The 18,653-nt window shown below is 69.4% G+C and carries 20 protein-coding genes; 5 read left to right on the top strand and 15 right to left on the bottom strand.

Translation table 11 applies throughout. From position 1 onward, the window contains the following. Window positions 1-23: 23 nt before the first annotated feature. Window positions 24-1,193 carry a diguanylate cyclase domain-containing protein gene (locus tag AAG689_RS10135; protein ID WP_406625828.1) on the bottom strand — a complete coding sequence of 390 codons (1,170 nt, stop codon included), beginning with the start codon at window positions 1,191-1,193 and terminating at the stop codon, window positions 24-26. Further along, window positions 1,190-2,077 (bottom strand): amino acid ABC transporter substrate-binding protein, encoded by an 888-nt coding sequence (locus tag AAG689_RS10130; RefSeq protein ID WP_406625827.1) that lies wholly within the window; start codon window positions 2,075-2,077, stop codon window positions 1,190-1,192. The genes AAG689_RS10135 and AAG689_RS10130 overlap by 4 nt, the downstream gene beginning before the upstream one ends. 60 nt (window positions 2,078-2,137) lie before the next feature. Between AAG689_RS10130 and AAG689_RS10125 the strand changes: the two genes are divergently transcribed. The 3 genes from AAG689_RS10125 to AAG689_RS10115 are packed head-to-tail and all read left to right on the top strand — an operon-like array spanning window position 2,138 to window position 5,830. Beyond that, window positions 2,138-3,169, top strand: coding sequence for a microcin C ABC transporter permease YejB (locus AAG689_RS10125; RefSeq protein WP_406625826.1), 1,032 nt, complete (start codon window positions 2,138-2,140; stop codon window positions 3,167-3,169). Then, a complete protein-coding gene (locus AAG689_RS10120; protein WP_024001023.1) occupies window positions 3,153-4,193 on the top strand; it encodes an ABC transporter permease in 1,041 nt (346 codons plus the stop codon). The genes AAG689_RS10125 and AAG689_RS10120 overlap by 17 nt, the downstream gene beginning before the upstream one ends. 2 nt (window positions 4,194-4,195) lie before the next feature. Then, a complete protein-coding gene (locus AAG689_RS10115; protein ID WP_406625825.1) occupies window positions 4,196-5,830 on the top strand; it encodes an ABC transporter ATP-binding protein in 1,635 nt (544 codons plus the stop codon). Window positions 5,831-5,836: 6 nt separating this feature from the next. Here AAG689_RS10115 and AAG689_RS10110 read toward each other — a convergent pair whose 3' ends face one another. The 11 genes from AAG689_RS10110 to AAG689_RS10060 form a co-directional block, all read right to left on the bottom strand. After that, a complete protein-coding gene (locus AAG689_RS10110) occupies window positions 5,837-6,943 on the bottom strand; it encodes a YeeE/YedE family protein (RefSeq protein WP_406625824.1) in 1,107 nt (368 codons plus the stop codon). A 97-nt stretch (window positions 6,944-7,040) separates the two neighbouring features. Next, entirely contained in the window at window positions 7,041-8,768 is a 1,728-nt protein-coding gene (gene soxB, locus AAG689_RS10105) for a thiosulfohydrolase SoxB (protein WP_406625823.1), read from the bottom strand. A gap of 16 nt (window positions 8,769-8,784) precedes the next feature. Next, window positions 8,785-9,465 (bottom strand): sulfur oxidation c-type cytochrome SoxX, encoded by a 681-nt coding sequence (gene soxX / locus AAG689_RS10100; protein ID WP_406625822.1) that lies wholly within the window; start codon window positions 9,463-9,465, stop codon window positions 8,785-8,787. Window positions 9,466-9,482: 17 nt separating this feature from the next. Further along, window positions 9,483-10,283, bottom strand: a complete 801-nt coding sequence (gene soxA, locus AAG689_RS10095) for a sulfur oxidation c-type cytochrome SoxA (RefSeq protein ID WP_406625821.1) — start codon at window positions 10,281-10,283, stop codon at window positions 9,483-9,485. Window positions 10,284-10,364: 81 nt separating this feature from the next. After that, window positions 10,365-10,676, bottom strand: a complete 312-nt coding sequence (soxZ, locus tag AAG689_RS10090) for a thiosulfate oxidation carrier complex protein SoxZ (RefSeq protein ID WP_024001025.1) — start codon at window positions 10,674-10,676, stop codon at window positions 10,365-10,367. 30 nt (window positions 10,677-10,706) lie between these two features. After that, window positions 10,707-11,174, bottom strand: coding sequence for a thiosulfate oxidation carrier protein SoxY (gene soxY / locus AAG689_RS10085; protein ID WP_406625820.1), 468 nt, complete (start codon window positions 11,172-11,174; stop codon window positions 10,707-10,709). 50 nt (window positions 11,175-11,224) lie between these two features. Further along, the gene (locus tag AAG689_RS10080) at window positions 11,225-12,295 is read right to left on the bottom strand and encodes a c-type cytochrome (protein WP_406625819.1); all 1,071 of its coding nucleotides are present in this window, start codon (window positions 12,293-12,295) and stop codon (window positions 11,225-11,227) included. Then, window positions 12,279-13,634 carry a sulfite dehydrogenase gene (gene soxC, locus AAG689_RS10075; protein ID WP_406626322.1) on the bottom strand — a complete coding sequence of 452 codons (1,356 nt, stop codon included), beginning with the start codon at window positions 13,632-13,634 and terminating at the stop codon, window positions 12,279-12,281. The genes AAG689_RS10080 and soxC overlap by 17 nt, the downstream gene beginning before the upstream one ends. Before the next feature lie 40 nt (window positions 13,635-13,674). After that, window positions 13,675-13,986 (bottom strand): c-type cytochrome, encoded by a 312-nt coding sequence (locus AAG689_RS10070; protein WP_406625818.1) that lies wholly within the window; start codon window positions 13,984-13,986, stop codon window positions 13,675-13,677. Window positions 13,987-14,123: 137 nt separating this feature from the next. Beyond that, window positions 14,124-14,594: a hypothetical protein gene (locus tag AAG689_RS10065; RefSeq protein WP_406625817.1), complete on the bottom strand. Its 471-nt coding sequence runs from the start codon at window positions 14,592-14,594 to the stop codon at window positions 14,124-14,126. Next, the gene (locus AAG689_RS10060; protein WP_406625816.1) at window positions 14,591-15,583 is read right to left on the bottom strand and encodes an MBL fold metallo-hydrolase; all 993 of its coding nucleotides are present in this window, start codon (window positions 15,581-15,583) and stop codon (window positions 14,591-14,593) included. Before AAG689_RS10060 ends, AAG689_RS10065 begins: the two co-directional genes overlap by 4 nt. Before the next feature lie 47 nt (window positions 15,584-15,630). Here AAG689_RS10060 and AAG689_RS10055 point away from each other — a divergent pair, with 47 nt between their 5' ends. Beyond that, a complete protein-coding gene (locus tag AAG689_RS10055; RefSeq protein WP_406625815.1) occupies window positions 15,631-16,740 on the top strand; it encodes a YeeE/YedE family protein in 1,110 nt (369 codons plus the stop codon). A gap of 87 nt (window positions 16,741-16,827) precedes the next feature. Beyond that, a complete protein-coding gene (locus AAG689_RS10050; protein ID WP_406625814.1) occupies window positions 16,828-17,241 on the top strand; it encodes a DsrE family protein in 414 nt (137 codons plus the stop codon). 12 nt (window positions 17,242-17,253) lie between these two features. Here AAG689_RS10050 and AAG689_RS10045 read toward each other — a convergent pair whose 3' ends face one another. Together AAG689_RS10045 and AAG689_RS10040 are read right to left on the bottom strand one after the other, a co-directional pair. Next, entirely contained in the window at window positions 17,254-17,577 is a 324-nt protein-coding gene (locus AAG689_RS10045) for a metalloregulator ArsR/SmtB family transcription factor (protein ID WP_020227513.1), read from the bottom strand. 176 nt (window positions 17,578-17,753) lie between these two features. Continuing rightward, window positions 17,754-18,641: a LysR substrate-binding domain-containing protein gene (locus AAG689_RS10040; RefSeq protein WP_406625813.1), complete on the bottom strand. Its 888-nt coding sequence runs from the start codon at window positions 18,639-18,641 to the stop codon at window positions 17,754-17,756. Window positions 18,642-18,653: the final 12 nt, after the last annotated feature.

The raw sequence follows: 18,653 nt of genomic DNA, 5'->3' as shown, positions 1-18,653 counted from the left end.
AAGCGCTGGAGGCCGATTTGTCTCTATGCCTTTGGCGCGCGGCGCTTGCCCTGCTTGGCCGCGTACATGGCCTCGTCGGCATGCATGAGCAGCGCCAGGCTGGTGCGGCCGTCGTCGGGAAAGCGCGCGGCGCCGATGCTGGTGCCCACGCGCAGCAGGCCTGCGCCGGAGGCGATGGGTTCCTCCACCGCACGGGCCACGCGGGCCATGAGGTCGGACAGGCCGGGCTGCGGCCCCTCGGCGACGATGACGAACTCGTCGCCGCCCAGCCGCGCCACCATGTCGGTGCCGCGCGTGGCGGCGCGCAGGCGCCGGGCCACGGTCTGCAGCACGAAGTCGCCCACGGCGTGGCCATGGGTGTCGTTGATGGGCTTGAAGCCGTCCAGGTCGAGCAGCAGCACGTAGCCGTGCCCCCCGTGCGTGACGGCGCGCTCGATGGCGCTGGCCAGATGCTCCTCCAGCACCACGCGGTTGCCCAGGTCGGTCAGCGGGTCGTGCCGCGCGAGGCGGCGCAACTCGCGCACCAGCTCGTCGTAGGCGTGGGTCACGTCCGTCAGCTCGTCGGCGAAGCGCGCGGGCGCGGGCGCGTCCTCGTGCACGGGGCGGTGCGCCAGAATGGCCTCGCGGAAGCGCGCCAGCGGCCGGCCGATGATGCTGCGAAAGACCAGCGCCGCGCCCGCCAGCACCACGGCCAGCATGGCGCCGAAGATGGCCAGCTGCTGCAGCAAGCCCTGGCTGGCCGTGCTGGCGACGGAGAACGGGTGGAACTGGATCGCCAGGTGCCCCACGGTGAAGGCGCGGCCCTGCTCGTCGCGGTGCACCACGGGCGTCTGCAGCAGGTCGGGGTCCGCGGTATCGGGAGCGGCCACGCTGCCGGTCTCCACGGCGGTGTCGGCGCATACGTCCTGCAGGCGCACGCCGCGCACGATGGGCAGTTGCGCCAGCGTGTCCGCGATGCCCTGGGCGGTGGCGCCGTCGCAGTCCCACAGCGGCTTGACGAGCGAGCGCGCGAAGATGGCCAGCGTCTGCGCCCGCTGGGTGTCCTGCTCGCTCTTCTCGGCGTGGTAGCCCACCAGCGCGGTGACCGAGGCGGCCAGCACGAACGCGGTCACCAGCGGCCACAGCAGCCGCCGCACGAACTGGGCGTGCAGCGTGCGGCGCCGTACGGGCGCAGAAGGGGCTGCTGCGGTCATGGGCGGTCCTGCTGCACGAGCAGATGGCGGTAGCGCTCGGGCACCAGCGTCTGGTCGTAGAACGGGTTGGGGATGTCGATGACGGTGCGGCTTTTGAAGACCTCCGGGGCCGGGGGCTGGCGGTGCCGCGCCCACACCTGCAGGAAGCTGCCGTCGGCCACGATGCGGTCGAACCCCGCCAGCAGCGCCGCGTGCAGCGCGTCGGTGCGCGGACCCGGGGCGATCCAGACGAAGCGGAACCAGGGGTAGCGCACGAGGATGTAGGGGTCCACCGTGAGCTGGGGGTAGCGCTTGCGGAAATGCGGCAGGAAGTAGTTCAGCGTCTCTTCCAGGCCCAGGGGAAAGAGGTCGAGGAAACCCGCCTCCATCTGCTCGGCGAACTCGCCGTCGCTCCAGCGCTTGACCTCCTTGGTGGGAATGCCCGCCGCCCGGTAGATCTCCACGTCCATCCAGCCCACGTTCTGCCCCATGGAAAAGTGCGCCAGGTCGGCCACGGTGCGCACGTGGGCGAGCCTGGCCTTGTGCGTCTCCAGCAGCAGGTTGATGCGCCAGCCCAGCAGGCCGCGGTCCAGCGGCACGGGCACCATGCGCAGCCGGCCCTGCTGCACGAGGCGCAGCCGCGCGGGCGTGGCGGGCATCATGTCCACGTGGGTCTGGCCCTGGCTGATCTGGAACAGGTTGCGCCGCTCGTTGCCGCGCGGCGCATCGGTGAACTCGGCCTGCATGCCAGCGGCCTGCAGCGCGGCGCGCACCAGCGCGCGGGCGTGCGCCAGGTGCGGCTCGTTCTGCACCACGAACGTGGCCGGGCCGGCCGCATGGGCGGGCAGGCTGGCGCCGGCCAGCAAGGCGAGCGCGGCGCGGCGGGAGCAGGGGCGGGTATCCATGTGTCCAAATGAAACAAACAGGGGCAGCTTAATGGAATCCGCACGACATAATCGTCAACCATGTTTGCCTACGTTCTCAAGCGCGTCCTGCTCATGCTGCCCACGCTGCTGGGCGTGCTGCTGCTGACATTCGTGGTCATCCAGTTCGTGCCCGGCGGCCCGGTGGAGCAATACCTGGCCGAGGCCAAGGCGGGTGCCGCCGGCAGGGGCGGCGAGGGCGGGGGCATGGCCTACCGCGGCGCGCAGGGCGTCGACCCGCAGCGGCTGGAGCAGATCAAGCAGCTCTACGGCTTCGACAAGCCCGCGCACGAGCGCTTCTTCCAGATGCTGGGCCAGTTCGCGCGCTTCGACCTGGGGCGCAGCTTCTTCCAGAACAAGGACGTGTGGCAGCTCGTGAAGGAAAAGCTGCCCGTCTCCATCAGCCTGGGCCTGTGGACGTTCCTCATCAGCTACCTCGTGGCCGTGCCGCTGGGCGTGGCCAAGGCGGTGCGCGCGGGCTCGCGCTTCGACTTCGTGACCACGCTCATCATCCTCGTGGGCTATGCGATTCCCGGCTTCGTGCTCGGCGTGGCGCTGCTCGTGGTCTTCGGCGGGCAGCTGCAGTGGTTCCCGCTGCGCGGGCTCACCTCGGCCAACTGGGACGAGCTGCCCTGGGGCGCGCGCATCGTCGACTACCTCTGGCACATCACGCTGCCCGTCACCGCCATGGTGGCCGGCAGCTTCGCGGTGACGGCCATGCTGACCAAGAATGCCTTCTTGGAGGAGATACGCAAGCAATACGTGCTGACCGCGCGCGCCAAGGGCCTGTCCGACCGGCGGGTGCTGTGGAAGCACGTGCTGCGCAACGCGCTGATCCCCATCGTCACCGGCTTTCCGGCGGCGTTCATCGGCGCCTTCTTCGCGGGCTCGCTGCTCATCGAGACGCTGTTCTCGCTCGACGGGCTGGGCCTGCTGTCGTACGAAAGCGTGATCCGCCGCGACTATCCCGTGGTGCTGGGCACGCTCTATCTGTTCACGCTGATCGGCCTGGTGACCAAGCTGATCAGCGACCTTTGCTACGTGTGGGTGGATCCGCGTGTCAAGTTCGACTGATTCGGTTTCCCTGTCGCCGGGCCGCCGCGCCTGGCGGCGCTTCCGTGCCAACCGCCTGGGCTTCTGGAGCCTGGTGGTGTTCTGCGTGCTGGTCGTCGTCAGCCTGGGGGCCGAACTGGTCAGCAACGACCGGCCGCTGCTCGTGCGCTACGAGGGGCAGTTGTACTTCCCCATGCTCCACGACTATCCGGAGACCACCTTCGGCGGCGATTTCCAGACGCCCACGGACTACCTCGACCCGTTCATCCGCGAGCGCCTTTCGGCGGGCGGCAACTGGGCCATCTACACGCTCAACCGCTACGGGCCCGGCACCCTGAACTATTTCGCCAAGGAGCCCAACCCCTCCGGCCCTTCGCGCGACAACTGGCTGGGCACCGACGACCGCGGGCGCGACCTGCTCGCGCAGCTGCTCTACGGTTTTCGCGTGAGCGTGCTGTTCGGTATTGCCCTCACGGTGGTGGGCGTGGTGCTGGGGGTGGCGGCCGGGGCCGTGCAGGGCTTCTTTGGCGGCAAGACCGACTTGGCCTTCCAGCGCTTCATCGAGATCTGGGGCTCCATGCCCGAGCTGTACCTGCTGATCATCTTCAGCGCCGTGTTCGCGCCCAGCATCACGCTGCTGCTGGTGTTGCTGTCGCTCTTCGGCTGGATGGGTCTGTCGGACTACGTGCGCGCCGAGTTCCTGCGCAACCGCCAGCTCGACTACGTGAAGGCCGCGCGGGCGCTGGGCGTGGGCAACGGGCAGATCATCGGGCGCCACATCCTGCCCAACAGCATGACGCCGGTGGTCACCTTCCTGCCGTTCCGCATGGGAGCGGCCATCCTCGCGCTCACCTCGCTCGACTTCCTGGGCCTGGGCGTGCCGCCGGGCACGCCCAGCCTGGGCGAACTGCTCTCGCAGGGCAAGAACAACATCGATGCGTGGTGGATCTCCATCTTCACCTTCGCTGTGCTCGTCACGACGCTGCTGTTGCTCACCTTCATGGGCGACGCGCTGCGGGACGCGCTGGACCCTCGCAAGAACTGAACATGCGCGCTACGCCCCCGCTTTCCCCATCTCCCGCGCCGCTCGTGCAGGTGCAGGACCTGCACGTGCGCTTCGGCGCCAAGGAGGTCGTGCGCGGCGTGAGCTTCGACATCCTGCCCGGCGAGAAGCTCGCGCTGGTGGGCGAGTCGGGCTCGGGCAAGACCATCACCGCGCTGTCGTTGCTGCGGCTGGCGGGCGACGCGCAGCTCGCGGGCCGTGCGCTCATGCAAGGGCGCGACCTGCTGGCGCTGACGGAGCGCGAGATGCGCGGCGTGCGCGGCGGCGACATCGCCATGGTGTTCCAGGAGCCGATGACCGCGCTCAACCCGCTCATGACGGTGGGCGAGCAGGTGGCCGAAGTGCTGGTGCTGAAGCAAGCCCTCAGCAAGGCGCAGGGCGCACAGGCCGCCGTCGAACTGCTGGCGAGCACGGGCATCCCCGAACCCGGGCGGCGTGCGCGCAGCTATCCGCACCAGCTCTCGGGCGGGCAGCGCCAGCGCGCCATGATCGCCATGGCGCTGGCCAGCCGGCCGCGCCTGCTGCTGGCCGACGAGCCCACCACGGCGCTGGACGTGACGCTGCGCGGCCAGATCCTCGACCTGCTCTCCGACCTGCAGCGCCAGACCGGCATGGCCGTGCTGCTCATCACGCACGACCTGCCGCTGGTGCGCCGCTTCGCCGACCGCGTGGCCGTCATGGAGCAGGGCGTGCTGGTGGAGCAGGGCACCGTGGCGCAGGTCTTCGGCGCGCCGCAGCATGCCTATACGCGCCGCCTGATCGGCAGCGCGCCCCGGCGCGACGTGATCGAAGGCGTGGTGGCCGAAGGCGTGCCGCCCGCCGCGCAGGCCGGCGCGCTGCGCGTGGCCTACCCCGTGCCGCTGCCCGGTGTGCGCGGCTGGTTCGCCAAGGGTGAGTTCGTGGCCGTGAAAAGCGCGGGCTTCCGCATCCCGCGCGCACGCACGCTGGGCGTGGTGGGCGAGTCGGGCTCGGGCAAGTCGACGCTGGCGCAGGCGCTGCTGGGCCTGCTGCCGCATTCGGGCGAGCTGCAGGTCGCCGGCCAGCCGTGGCAGCAGCCCGCGCACCGCAACACACCGCACAACCAGCAACTGCGCAGGCAGGTGCAGGTGGTGTTCCAGGACCCGTTCTCGTCGCTCTCTCCACGCATGACCGTGGAGGAAATCGTGGGCGAGGGCCTGCGCGTGCATGCGCCGGAGATGCCCGCGCCCGAGCGCCGCGCGCGCGTGGTGGCCATGCTGGCCGAGGTGGGGCTGACCGAGGCGCAGTTCCCCGGCCTACTCGCGCGCTACCCGCACGAATTCTCTGGCGGCCAGCGCCAGCGCCTGGCGATCGCGCGGGCGCTGGTGGTGGAGCCGCAGCTGCTGGTGCTCGACGAGCCCACGAGCGCGCTCGACGTGACCATCCAGCAGCAGGTGCTGGGCCTGCTGCAGCGCCTGCAGAAGGAGCGGGCGCTGTCGTACCTGCTCATCACCCACGACGTGGCCGTGGTGCGCGCCATGGCGCACGAGGTGATCGTGATGAAGGACGGCGAGGTGGTGGAGAGCGGCCCGGTGCGCCAGGTGCTCGACGCGCCGCGCCACCCCTACACGCGGCAACTGGTGGAAGCCGCCGCCGCGTAATACCGGCTACATGCGCTCCAGCCGCCAGTTCTGGTAGCGCAGTGCCGCGGCGGCTCCGCCGATGATGGCAAGCACCGCCGGAAAGCTCGCCAGGTGCAGCGTGGAGATCGCGCTGACGCCCTGGCCGATGGTGCAGCCCATGGCCGTCACGCCGCCCACGCCCATGAGCGCGGCGCCCGCGAGGTGGTGCGCCAGGTCATCCGTGCCCGCGAAGCCCTGCCAGCGGAACTCGCGCGTGCACAGCGCATGCACGGCCGCGCCCGCGATGACGCCGAGCACCGACACCACGCCCACGGTGAGCACCTTGTTGCGGTCGCTGAAGAACATCAGCCAGTCGAGCGTGTGGGCTACCGGCGTGGCGAAGCTCAGCGCCTCGATGCGGCCCGTATAGGTGGCCGCGTACAGGTGCTCCAGGGTCTGCGGGTGTTCCTGCACCTCGGCCCAGTGGCCGCTGAGCCACCACGCGGCCACCGCCAGCGCGCCGATGCCCGCACCGCCGAGCAGGCTGCGCGCGTCGCGCCGCCCACCCAGCGCCCAGGCGATCAGCAGGCCGCCCAGCAGCAGGCCAGCGCCCAGCCGCAGCATCGGCAGCGGCGCACCCGACCAGCGCGCCAGCACGTCGGGCAGGAAGGCCTGGCCCTGCAGCGGCCACTGCACCGCATCGACGGTGAGCACGCGCAGCACGGCCGTGATGCCCTTGAGCGTGGCGAACGCGGCCAGGCCCATCACGACGAACACCACGAGCGACTTGAGGCTGCCGCCGCCCAGGCGGATCAGGTTCTTGCTGCCGCAGCCCGAGGCGATCACCATGCCGAAGCCGAACAGCGCACCGCCGACGAGGGCCGAGAGCCACAGCACGCTGGTGGAGGCGTAGAGCGTGTGGGCCGGGTCCACCCAGCCGATCCGGGCCAGCACCGCGAAGCCGCACATCGCCACGCCCACGGCCATGGCCCACTGGCGCATGCGCGACCAGTCGCCCAGGCTCACCGCGTCGCTGATGGCGCCCATGGTGCAGAAATGCGTGTGCCGCGCCACGGCCCCGAACAGGGCCGAGATCACGAAGGCGAGGGCGAGGGTGGAGGTGACGAGGGCTTGGAAGTCTGCGGGAGCCATGCGGGATTCTAGGGACCGCGCAGGGGAATGACAGGAATTCAAAAAGAGAGCTGCCAGCGCTTGACTGGCAAGCGCTGGAGCCCTTTTTTATCTCAATTCAGGCGATTCCCGGGTTGGGCAGCACGTTCTTCAGCGCGGGCTCGTTGAGCTTGCGCGGCGCGATGACCTTCTTGGACTGCAGCCAGGGCTCGACCACTTCCCAGATCTGCTTGTTGCCCGCGCTCTTGGCTTCCTCGGCCACGGGCGCCCAGCCGGCCACCTTGTAGACGCGGTCGGCTTCCAGCAGGGCATCTCCCAGCCGCAGGTTGTCGATGCGCCGGCCCATGCCGGCCGTGGGGTCGCAGGTGTAGCTGAGGCCCCCCACGCGCACCATGTCGCCGCCCTGCTGGTAGTAGGGGTCTGGGTTGAAGAGGTTGTCGCACACGTCTTCCAGCACGGTCTTGATGGTGGCGCCTGTCATCTCGCTCACGGTGGCATAGGAATACGTGGTGGCGGTCATGTCCATGAGCCACTCGCGCGTGATGTCCTGGCCCGGCAGCAGCGTCGTGCCCCAGCGGAAGCCCGGCGAGAACGCGATCTGCGCGCCTTGCACCTCCATCATGGCGTCGAGCAGCAACTGGTCGCCCGTGCCGTTGAAGTTGCCGCGCCGGTACAGCGTGCCGTCGGTGCGCGCGAGCACCTCGGCCAGCTTGGCCTCGTAGGGCGCGCGGATGCGCGTGATGAGCGCATCCATGGCCTTGTCGGCCGGCAGCAGGTTGGCGAAAACGGGCAGCAGGCGGTAGCGGAAGTCGCGCACCTGGCCGCCCTGCACGTCGAAGTCGAGCACGCCGAGGAACTTGCCATTGGAGCCCGCGTTGGTCACGATGGTCTTGCCGCCCGCGTTCTCGACCAGCGTGGGCACGGGCATGCCGTCGTGCGTGTGGCCGCCCAGGATGGCGTCGATGCCGCGTACGCGGCTGGCCATCTTGAGGTCCACGTCCATGCCGTTGTGCGAGAGCACGACGACCACCTTGGCGCCTTTGCCACGCGCCTCGTCCACCATCTTCTGCAGGTTGTCGTCCTGGATGCCGAAGCTCCAGTCGGCCACCATGTAGCGCGGATTGGCGATGGGCGTGTAGGGAAACGCCTGGCCGATGATGGCGCAGGGCACGCCGTTGATCTCGCGGATCACGTAGGGCTTGAACACCGGATCGCCGAAGTCGGCGGTCTTGACGTTCTGCGCCACGAAATCGACCTTGCCCGCGAAGTCCTTCTCGACGATCTCCTGCACGCGCTCCATGCCGTAGGTGAACTCCCAGTGGCCGGTCATCACGTCAACGCCGAGCAGCTTGCAGGCATCGACCATGTCCTGCCCGTTCGTCCACAGCGACGTGGCCGATCCCTGCCAGGTGTCGCCGCCGTCGAGCAGCAGCGCGCCCTTGCGGCTGGCTTTCATGCGCTGCACCAGCGTCGAGAGGTGCGCGAAGCCGCCCACGCGGCCGTAGCGGCGCGCGGCCTGCTCGAAGTCCAGGTAGGTGAACGCGTGCGCGCCCGGCGTGCCGGGGCGCACGTTGACGGATTTCAGCAGCGCCTCGCCCACGAGGTGCGGGCGCTGCCCCTTCATCGCGCCGATGCCGATGTTGACATTGGGCTCGCGGAAGTGGATCGGCCGCAACTGCGCATGGCAGTCGGTCATGTGCAGGAAGGAGACGTTGCCGAAGGCGGGCACGTCGTACAGGGCGTTGCCCGCCGTGGCGGCATCGGCCTGGGCAGGGGTGCCCAGGGCCATGCCGGCCGCGCCGGCGGCGCCCAGCACCTGCAGGAATTCACGCTTGGAAAGGTTCATGGCACGCCGCGGCTGGTCAGCGGTTGACGGGAGACTTCGGGTCGAGCAGCAGGGCTACGATGTGGCGCACCTGGTTCTCGTCGAGGATGCCGGCATGGCCGGCGCGCGGCATGTTGGAGCAGGCGTTGTAGGCCTTGCTGTTCCAGATCTTCCCCCAGGTGTATTTGACGATCTCCAGCGTCTGCGGGCTGTTCGGATCGGTCACGCCGCGGATCTTGCCGTAGTTGTAGAGGCTCGGGCCGATGGTGCCGAAGGAGATTTCCTCCTTGGTGATCTGGTGGCAGTTGTAGCAGTTGCCGCCGTTGGCCGCTCCGGCCTTGTCGGTCCAGGTGCGGCCGCGGCCGCTCTGGGCGATCTTCTCGCCTTCCTTCCAGTCGCCCAGGTACTTGCCGTCGGCGGGCCAGCGGATGGTCTTCATGTTGAGCGCCTCGATCTCCTTGGCGCGTTCGGCGGACAGCGGCTGCCCGGCCACGTCGGACGCGTCGCACGCCCGGGTGGTGGGGTCGTCGGCGAACGCCTGGCTGACCTTGACGATGCCCTTGTCGCGGAAGGACTCCTTGACGACCTTCTGGGTCAGCGCATCGAGCTCGGCCGGGGTCATGCCGGCGCCCTGCTGCATGCTGCCGGCGCAGCCCGCCAGCACCAGGCCGGCAGCAGAGAAGGCGAGGGAAAAGCGGAGGGTGTTCTTGCGTGTCATCGTGTGCTCCTTTCGCCTCAGCGCTTGATGGCCGGAACGGCGGACTTCGTGCCCCTGGCGTTCACGCCCAGGTAGACGCCCAAAGCGATGGTGGCGTCGCTGGCGTAGATGGGCTCGGGGAAGCGCTGCTGGCGGTAGCAGTCGTTCAGGCGGTGCTGCATGGTCCACATCTCGCCGCTGGAGACGCGGTAGGCCGGCCAGGCCGCGAAGCCCACGCCGTCTTCGGCCTTGCCGCTCAGGTGCGGCAGGTCCTGCAGGCGGATGCGCTTGCCTTCCTCGCCGTGGCACGACGCGCAGGAGAAGTCGTGCGAGCCGCCGCGCTGGAAGAACAGGCGCTTGCCCACCTCGTAGAACGCGCGCTCCTGCTGCTGCGACTGCGGCAGGTTGAACTTCATGTCCTTGGACTGCGAGCCGACCCAGGTGGCCAGCGCGGTGACGTTGGCACGCTCGCCCTTGCCCCAGGCGCCGTCGATGACTTCCTTGGGGTCGATGCCCTGCAGCTGGCTCATGCAGGTGACCAGGCGCGACTCCAGGTCCTGCACCTTGCCGGTGTCGGCGAAGTAGCGGGGCAGCTCCACGAAGGCGCCCTTGACGACGCCGGGCCCCTTGCCCAGGTCGCAGCGTTCGAGCGACGCTTTCCTGGGGCCGCGTTTCTGTTTCCACAGGTCTTCGCCCTTGGCTTCGAACAGCTCGGCGGGGTTGCCGTCCTGCAGCATCTCGCGGTATTCGGCGATGCCGTCGGACGTGGATTTCTGCGCCCACGCGTGGGGCGCGAACGCGGCGAGCGCCAGCACGGCGCACAGTGTTGTCTTCCTCATGGGGCCACCTCTCCTTGTAGTGCTTTTGGCAAAAAACCGCGGCCGCCCGCCGGGATGGGCGGGCGGCCGGCACGGCGGGCGTCAGCTCACCGTGGCTTCGTCGGTCCGCGTGTCGCCGCGGTTGTCCTTCCAGGTCACGGCGATCTTGTCGCCGGCCTTCGCGCCCTTCACGGTGAACTGCATGAAGGGGTTCTTCGACACGGCCGGGCCCCATTCGGCGGTCAGCACCGGCTTGCCGTTGAGCGAGGCGGTGACTTCCTGGATGAACCAGGCGGGAATGGTCTTGCCGGAAGCGTCCTTGCGCTGGCCGGTTTCCATCTCGTGGGCCATGAGCACACGCACGGTGGCGTTGCCGCCGGAGGCTTGGGCGCGGATGCGCATCGGATCTGCCATGTTCTTCTCCTGTGCAAAAGGGTGGTGGGATCAGCCGCCGCAGCCGCCGAGGGTGACCTTGACTTCCTTCTTGGCGTAGAAGGCCTTGCCGTCGTTGGTGATGGCCACGGCGTACACGTCGGACGACTGGCCGAGCTTGGCGCGCGTGAGGAAGTTGGGCTCCACGGCATCGGTCACGTTGAAGGCTGCCACCATGGTGTTGGGGTTCTTCTCGACGAGCACGAGCAGCTGCTTCACGCCGGCCAGCGTGGTCGCGGCGCCCAGCGGCACCACGGCGCCGTTCTCGGCGATGTCGGGGCCGGTGATGGTCACGTCCTTGCTCTCGGCGGGAGCGCCGGCGCCCAGGGCCTTGACCACATCGGCCACGGTCTTGGCGTCGAAGGCTTCCTTGTTGTAGGCCAGGGCCGTGCGCGGCAGCACGCCTGCGGCCACCAGCATGCCGGCGACGGCCAGGCTCTGCTGGAGGGCTGCTCTGCGAGAGGTCTTGCGAGAAATCATCGTCGTCTCCTGTTGCAATGAATCTGGGATGGGGGGAGGGGATTGTGCGGTTACGGCTGGGCCGCGGCGCCGGCCAGCCAGCGCGCGATGGCCTGCGCCTCGTCGTCGCCGAGCGTTTGCGGCGGCATGGGGATGTTGCCCCACATGCCGCTGCTGCCCGAGCGGATGCGGCCTGCGATGTGGTCGGCCTGGCCGCCGTATTTCTTGGCGATGTCGGCGAAGGAGGGGCCCACGAGCTTGCTGTCCGCCGCGTGGCAGGCCGTGCAGGCGTTCTTTTCGAGCAGGGCGGTCGGCGCCGCGGCGCCTGCGGCCGCTGCCGGCTTGGCGGGGGCGGCGGCCGGGTCGGCCGTCTGCACGCCGCGCTGGGCGCCCACGGGCCGGTTCTGGTCCGCGAGGTTGCCGTGGTTGTTGCGCGCGAAGTCCGGCAGGCGCGACGCCACCTTGGGCTCCACGGGGCAGTCGCGCATGCAGGCCTTGGCGGCCGTGTCGGGCTTGCGGCCCTTGCCGAACTCGGGGCCGGGCCACAGGGCGTGGTCGGTCGTCATGCCGTTGCGGTTGGGCATGCGCGCCTGCACCTGGGCGATGTTCTTGTCCGAGAGCGTGAAGTCGTCGGGCACGATGCCGCCGAGGTTGAGCAGATAGGCCGTGACGGCATAGACCTCCTCGGTGTTCAGCGTCTTGGGCTGGTTCCAGGGCATGGCGCGGTGAATGTAGTCCCACAGCGTCGAGACGGTGGGCACCTTCATGAGCGTGGTGCGCCCCGGAAAGCCCGTGTCGCGCAGCCGCGCCACGCGGCCGGTCTGGATGTCCTCGGGCGTGGTGCCGCCCACGAGCGGGCTGAACACCTCGTTGGATTCGCCGAACACGCCGTGGCACGAGGCGCACTTGGATTCCCACACGTCCTGGCCGCGCTGCACGCTGCCGGAGCCGGTGGGCAGGCCCTTGAAGTCGGGACGCACGTCGATGTCCCAGGCCGCCACCTCCTTGGGCGTGGCGTCGCGGCCGATGCCGGGATACGCGGCGGGGGCGCTGCCGGGCTTGCCCTGGGCCTGCGCGCCCAGGCCTGCGCAGAGGGCGGCCGCCAGCACGGCGGCGCGCAGCAGATCAGGAGAGCTGGACATTGATCACCTCCCCGTTGGCCTGCACCGCCCAGGACTGGATGGCGTTGTTGTGGTAGATCGAGCGCGAGCCGCGTGCGGCGCGCAGTTGCTGGTAGCTGGGCTGCACGTGGCCGGTGTCGTCCATGGCGCGGCTCTGGATGATGGCGGGCTGGCCGTCCCACACCCAGTCGATGTTGAAGCGCGTGAGGCACTTGGACAGCACGGGCGACTCGAGCCGCGCGGTGCGCCAGTTGCGCCCGCCGTCCACGCTCACGTCCACGCGCTGGACCTTGCCGCGGCCGGACCAGGCCAGGCCGGTGATGTTGTAGAAGCCCTTGTCCAGCAGCATCTGGCCGCCCGAGGGCGTGGTCACCACGCTCTTGCATTCCTGGATGCTGGAGTATTGGCGGTGCTGGCCGTCGGGCATCAGGTCGATGTAGTGCACGGCCTCGTCCTTGGCGGCCCAGGGCTGGTCGCCCACCTCGATGCGGCGCAGGTATTTCACCCAGCTCACGCCTTGCACGCCGGGCACCACGAGGCGCAGCGGGTAGCCCTGCTCGGGCCGCAGCATCTCGCCGTTCTGGCCGTAGGCGACGAGCACCTCGCCGGACTCGATGAGTTCCATGGGGATCGTGCGCGTCATCGACGAGCCGTCCGCGCCCTCGGCCAGCACGAAGCGGCCTTTCTTGAGGTCGGCGCCCGCCATCTGCAGCAGCGTGATGAGCGGCACGCCCGTGAACTCGCTGCACGAGAGCATGCCGTGCGTGTACTGCACCGTGGGCACGGCCACGTTGCCCCATTCCATGCCGGTGTTGGCGCCGCACTCGATGAAGTGGAAGCGCGACACCGAAGGCAAGCGCATGATCTCGTCCATGGTGAAGACCTTGGCGGCCTTGACCATGCCGTTGACCATGAGGCGGTGCTGGGACGGGTCGATGTCCCACCAGCCCTGGTGGTGGCGCTCGAAGTGCAGGCCGCTGGGCGTGACGATGCCGAACAGCGACTGCAGCGGCGCGAACGACACCGATGCCTGCCGCGTCTGCGTCAGGCCCGGGCTGGTGCGGCGCTGCACGTTGGTTTCGTATTTCGAGGGCTTGCCGTAGCCTTCCGCGGCCACCGGCTGGCCCAGGCCCGTGCTGTGCGCGGGCAGCTTCAGGATGGCGGGATCGCCGTCGCCCGCGGCGGCCGCGCCTTGGGCGATCGCCGCGCTGGCGGCCACGCCCGAGGCCGCCGCGGCGAACGCATTGCGGATGAAGTCGCGCCGGCCGGCACGCGCCTCGGCGAAGACGGTGCCCACGCCGCTGCCCGGTATGAAGTTCTCGGGTGCCTTGCGCACCCGGCCTGAGATCCATGTCTGCAGATTCACGTCTGCTCCCGGCAATTGAAGAAGAGGGTGTGCATCAGCGTGCGCCCGTGAGGACCCAGGCGGCCAGGGTCTGGGCTTCGCTCTCGCTCAGCGTGGGCTGCGGCGGCATGGGCACGGGGCCCCACTTGCCCGAGCCGCCGGCCTTGATGCTGCGCGCCAGCGCGGCCTCGGCGTCCTTCTGTCCGGCGTACTTCTTCGCCACGTCCTGGAAGGCTGGGCCGACCAGTTTCTTGTCCACCGCGTGGCAGGCCAGGCAGGCCTTCTGCTGGGCCAGGGCCTGGTTGGCGGAAGCGGCGAGGGGGCTCAGGGCTGCGGCCAGTCCCAGGGCGGCCAGGGCCGGTTTCATCGAGGGCGTCACTTGGGGTACTCCTTGGATCCGCTCTGCGGCGGTTCGTTAAATAAGTATATGTTTATGTAATGATTCTAGAGGCGAAGACGGGGCCTCGCATGGCCGATCGCCTCAGTGAAAACCCTTGATGCGGGTCAGGCGCGGACCGCTGCGCGGGCCTGGGCCATGCGCTGGTCGAGGTAGGCGCCGTAGAAGTCGGAGATGTAGCTTCCGCTCAGGCGCTCGGCCACCTCGCGGCCCGCGCGGCCGAAGAACAGCACGGTGGGCGCCACCGTCACGCCAAGCTCCTTCACCAGCGCGCCCTGCGTGGTCGCGCGGCCTTCCCAGTCGCGCACGGGCCGCGGGTCGCGGAAGTCGATCTGCACGACGGCCATGCCTTCGCGCCATGCCGGCAGCAGGTAGTGCTCGCGCACGATGCGGCAGAACGGGCAGCCTGCGAGGCTGGCCATCACCACCAGCGGCTCGCGCCGCGCCAGCGCGGCCGCCAGGGCGCCGGCCATGGAGGAGGGCACGGGCAGCGCGCCCTCCGCGGCCAGTGCCGCAGGCAGCGTGCCGGCGAGCCCCACTCCCAGCAGCCATTCGCGCCGGCGCCAGGTCGGATTCATTGCGCCTCCCGCTCCATCAGCAGGTAGGTGTTGTAGGCATTCATGCGGTTGGCGGCCTGGAACAGGGGCAGGTGCGCGAATGCCGACCAGTCGGCCGCCTGGTAGGCCTCGTCGAACGGCGTCATGTCGCGCGCGGCCTGTCCCATCGACGTGCGCAGGTAGGCCAGGTAGTCGCGCGTGAGCCGCATGTCCTTGGCCGCCTCGGTCGAGGCCGGCCCATGCCCGGGCACGACCACCGTGGCGCCGAAGGCCAGCAGCTTGTCCAGCGACGAGATCCAGTTGCGGCTGTCGGCCTGGCCGACGAAGGGAATGCGGTTGCGGAACACGAGGTCGCCCGCGTACAGCACCTGGGTAGCCGGTACGAACACCGCCAGATCCTCGGGCGTGTGCGCCGGCCCCACCGGCTGCACGACGAGGCGCGTGCCGCCGATGGTGAGTTCGCGCCGCCCGTCGATCCATTCGGTGGCGGCCACCAGGCGGGTCTGCGCGTCGATCCAGGGGGCCAGTTCCTCGCGAGAAGCTTGCAAGCGCAACTGCGCGGTGTCGGCGTAGAGGTACTCGCGCCCGGCCTTGTGCGCGATGATGCGCGCGCCGGCCTCCTCGAACACCTGCAGGCCGTACACGTGGTCGGCGTGGTAGTGCGTCAGCACCACGTGCGTGACCTTCTGCGGCGTGATCTTGGCGATCTCGGCCAGCAGGCGGCGCGCCAGGGCTGGCGAGCCGAGCGCGTCGATCACCACCACCCCTGCGGGCGTGACCACGAAGCCGGCGTTGGAGATGAAGTTCTGGTTGGCCGGCGATCCCAGCGCCGACAGGCCTTCCACATACCAGCAGCCGGGCGCCACCTCGCGCGGCACCATCGGCGGCGCAGCGGCGGGGCCACTGGCGGCGGCTTCCGCATAGCGCGCCCAGGCCAGCCCCAGGCCCGCCGACAGCGCCGCGCAACCGCAGCGCTGGAGAATTTGACGCCGATCAATCACGGATCGCATGAAGTCCCCTTACCATTTATCAGTTATTGCTTATTTAATTATTGAATATGGCGGTCGAACTGGCAAGCATGGTGGAGCGCTACGGTACCAGCGCTGCGTTGGCCGTGGGCGGCGCGGGTATCGGGGTGCTGTTCGGTTTCTTCGCGCAGCGCTCGCGCTTTTGCCTGCGCGCGGCGGTGATCGAGTTCTGGCACGGCAAGTTCGGCGAGAAGCTCTCCGTCTGGCTGCTGGCGTTTTCGACGGCGCAGGTGGCCGTGCAGGTGCTGATCCTGGCCGGTGGCCTGGACGTGGGCAACGCGCGCCAGCTCGCCAACCGCGGCAGCCTCTCGGGCGCGCTGGCGGGCGGGCTGCTGTTCGGCGCGGGCATGATCATGACGCGCGGCTGCGCCAGCCGCCTGCTGGTGCTGTCGGCCAACGGCAATTTGCGCGCGCTGCTGTCGGGGCTGGTGTTCGCGGTCACGGCGCAGGCGGCGCTGTCGGGCAGCCTGGCACCGCTGCGCCTTGCGGTCGCCGGCTGGTGGACGGTGGAGGGCGGGGCGTCGCGCGATCTGCTGGCCCTGCTCGGCGCGGGCCGCCTCGCGGGGCTGGCCTTCGGCCTCGCGTGGATGGCGGTGGCGGTGTTCTTCTCGCTGCGCAGCGGCAACCGGCCGTGGATGTGGGTGGGCGGCGTGGGCAGCGGGCTGGCGGTGGCGCTGGCCTGGTGGTTCACCTATGCGGTGTCGCAGGCCAGCTTCGACGTGGTGCAGATCCAGGGCCTGACCTTCAGCGGCCCTTCGGCCGAATGGCTGATGCGCGTGCTGGCGAGCCCGGCGCCGGCGTTCGGATTCGACGCGGGCATGCTGCCCGGCGTGTTCGCCGGCTCGTTCATCGGCGCGCTGGTGGGGCGCGAGTTCAAGGTCGAGGGCTTCAAGGACGGCTACAGCATGGCGCGCTACATCGCCGGCGCGATGGCGATGGGCTTCGGCTCCATGCTGGCCGGCGGCTGCGCCGTGGGGGCGGGGATGACCGGCGGCGCGATCTTCGCCCTGACCGCCTGGCTCACGCTGCTGGGCATGTGGGGCGGCGCCGGCCTGATGGAGCACTGGCTCGCCGAGCCGGTGCAGACCGCGCAGCCGCCCACGCAGCAGGCGCCGGTGGTGACGCCGGTGGCGCCGTAACCTGGATCTGTGGGTGCTAATATAAGTGACGGGCGATTGAAAAGCGCCTGTCCCGCAAGCCCCACAGAATCACAAGGAGACGACACCATGAGACAAGCCTTCTTCGCCCTGCTGTTCGCGTTCTGCGCCGCCACCGCCGGCGCGCAGGACATCAAGGCCGTGTACCACGTGAACACCGGCGTCGAATCGGCGTCGCGCATCCTGGGCAACGTCACCAACCATCTCAATGCCGATCCGAAGGCCAAGATCGTGGTCGTGACGCACGGCGCGGGCATCGACTTCCTGCTCTCCGACGCCAAGGACGCGCAAGGGCGCGAGTTCAGCGGGCAGGTGAGCGCGCTGGCCTCGCGCGGGGTGGAGTTCCGCGCCTGCGGCAACACGATGGAGTCGCGCAAGATCGACGAGAGCCGCCTGCTGATGGAGGCCAAGGTCGTGCCCTCGGGCGTGGCCGAGGTGGCGCGCCTGCAGGCCAAGGAAGGCTACGCCTACCTCAAGCCTTGAGGGCCGTCTCCGTCACTCCTGGTCGATAGCGATCTGCACGCAGATGCTGCGGCACATCTGCACGACGTTGTCGTTGGTGATGAAGTAATAGATGCTCACGCCCTCGCGGCGACGGCCCAGCACGCCGGCCTGGTACAGCGTGTTGAGGTGCTGGGACATGTTGGGCTGCGTGGTGTCGATCTCGGCGAGCAACTCGCTCACGTTCTTCTCGCCGTTGCACAGCAGGCTGATGATCTTGAGCCGCATGGGCGCGGCCATGGCGCGGAACAGTTCCGCAGCGGTCTCAAAGACGCTGTCATCCTCGATCGCCGTTGATGTGGTGTGCGTGGTGCCCATGGAAGCCTGCCTTGTTTCCCGCGGGCCGGACGGCCTGCGGTGCCATTGGGTTCGTAGTCTACGCGGGAATACGCGATAGCCTCCTATACCGCTATATAAATCTGGATATTGCGAAAAAACGGGCTTGATCGCTTGCTGCACAAGCGCAAGCAGCTATCGAAAGAGAAGTGCGGTGGTCAGCGTGCGAACCACTCGCAGAGAAATTCCGAAAGCGCCCGCGTCTTGGCCGACAGCTCGCTGCGCGTGGGATGCACGAGGTAGATGTCCGCTGGCGGAAGCTTCCACGTGGGCAGCACGGGGCGCAGCAGGCCGCTGTGCAGCGCATCTTCCACGTTCCACAGCGAGCGCAGCAGGATGCCCTGGCCGTCCAGCGCCCAGGCCAGCGCGGCGCCGCCGTCGTTGGTGCTCAAGGGGCTGGCGACCTTCACCGTCTCCTGCCGGTCGCCCTGGCGCAGATGCCACGTGCCGTAGGTCTCGTCGGCCTCGCGCAGCACGATGCAGCGATGGCGCAGTAGGTCGGCGGGCATGCGCGGCTCGCCGGCGGCGTCGAGGTAGGCGGGGGCGGCGCAGAGCACGCGCTCGTTGTCCATGAGCTTGCGGGCCGTCAGGCGCGAATCGGGCAGTTCGCCGAAGCGCACCACGGCGTCGAAGCCTTGCTCGACGAGGTTCACGGGCCGGTCGGTCAGGTGCAACTGCAGTTCCACCTCGGGATAGCGCCGCGCGAAGGCCGAGAGCGCGGGCGCGAGCAGCAGCCGCCCGAATCCCAGCGTGGCCGCGATGCGCAGCAGCCCGCGCGGCGTGCTGCGCGCGCCGGAGACGGTGCGCTCCAGCGCGTCCAACTCGGCCAGCACACGGGCGCCCTCCAGCAGATAGGTCTCGCCCTCGGGCGTGGGGCGCATGCGCCGCGTGGTTCGGTGCAAGAGGCGCACGCCCAGGCGCTTTTCCAGCAGCGCCAAGCGCCGGCTGACGGCGGGCGCCGTCAGGCCCATCTGCTGCGCGGCGGCGGCGAGGCTGCCTTCCTTCATGAGCAGGGCGAAAAAGCGCAGGTCTGAAAAGCCGTCCATGGCGGATTCATG

This window comes from Acidovorax sp. SDU_ACID1 (assembly GCF_045291395.1).
Classification (GTDB): Bacteria; Pseudomonadota; Gammaproteobacteria; order Burkholderiales; family Burkholderiaceae_C; genus MR-S7.
Note: the sequence above shows the minus strand (reverse complement) of the source record. Positions and strands in the feature narration are given on the sequence as shown.